The following is a 537-nucleotide window of genomic DNA, read 5'->3' as shown; positions in this document are numbered from 1 at the left end:
TGTCTGACGTCAGCGCTTATGGGGCCATTTAGGGTGATTTGCTAAGGGAGTGTTTCTGGCTCATCGTCACCACTGAGGAGTGGACGATGAGAAAGACAACGAAGAGCCCTGGCGAGCAGATCGTCAAAGACATCAGGCGTGCCACCCGCAAGCAATATTCCGGCGAAGAGAAGATCCGCATCGTGCTGGATGGCCTGCGTGGTGAAGACAGCATCGCTGAGCTGTGCCGCCGCGAGGGCATATACCAGGGGCTGTATTACAAATGGTCCAAGGACTTCATGGGAGCTGGGAAGAAGCGCTTGGCTGGCGATACGGCCCGGGCCGCGAACACGGATGAGGTCAAAGAGCTACGCCGCGAGGCCAAAGATCTCAAGGAAGTCGTGGCAGAGCAAACCTTGGAACTACGTCTTCTCAAAAAAAGCATGTTCGACGGTGGGGGCGACCACGAATGAGGTACCCTGCATCAGAAAAGCTTGAGATCATCCGGCTGGTCGAGGAAAGCCATCTATCTGCCCGTCGGACATTGGCAAAACTGGG

At 55.9% G+C, this 537-nt stretch carries 1 pseudogene; it reads left to right on the top strand.

Features of this window, described 5'->3' with window-relative positions:
• Window positions 1–86 precede the first annotated feature (86 nt).
• A pseudogene (locus H7847_RS26650) lies at window positions 87–537 on the top strand (transposase); the annotation flags it as partial.

It is taken from the genome of Roseobacter weihaiensis (genome assembly GCF_020622345.1).
Classification (GTDB): domain Bacteria; phylum Pseudomonadota; class Alphaproteobacteria; order Rhodobacterales; family Rhodobacteraceae; genus Roseobacter; species Roseobacter weihaiensis.
This window is presented reverse-complemented; position numbering and strand designations above follow the sequence as displayed.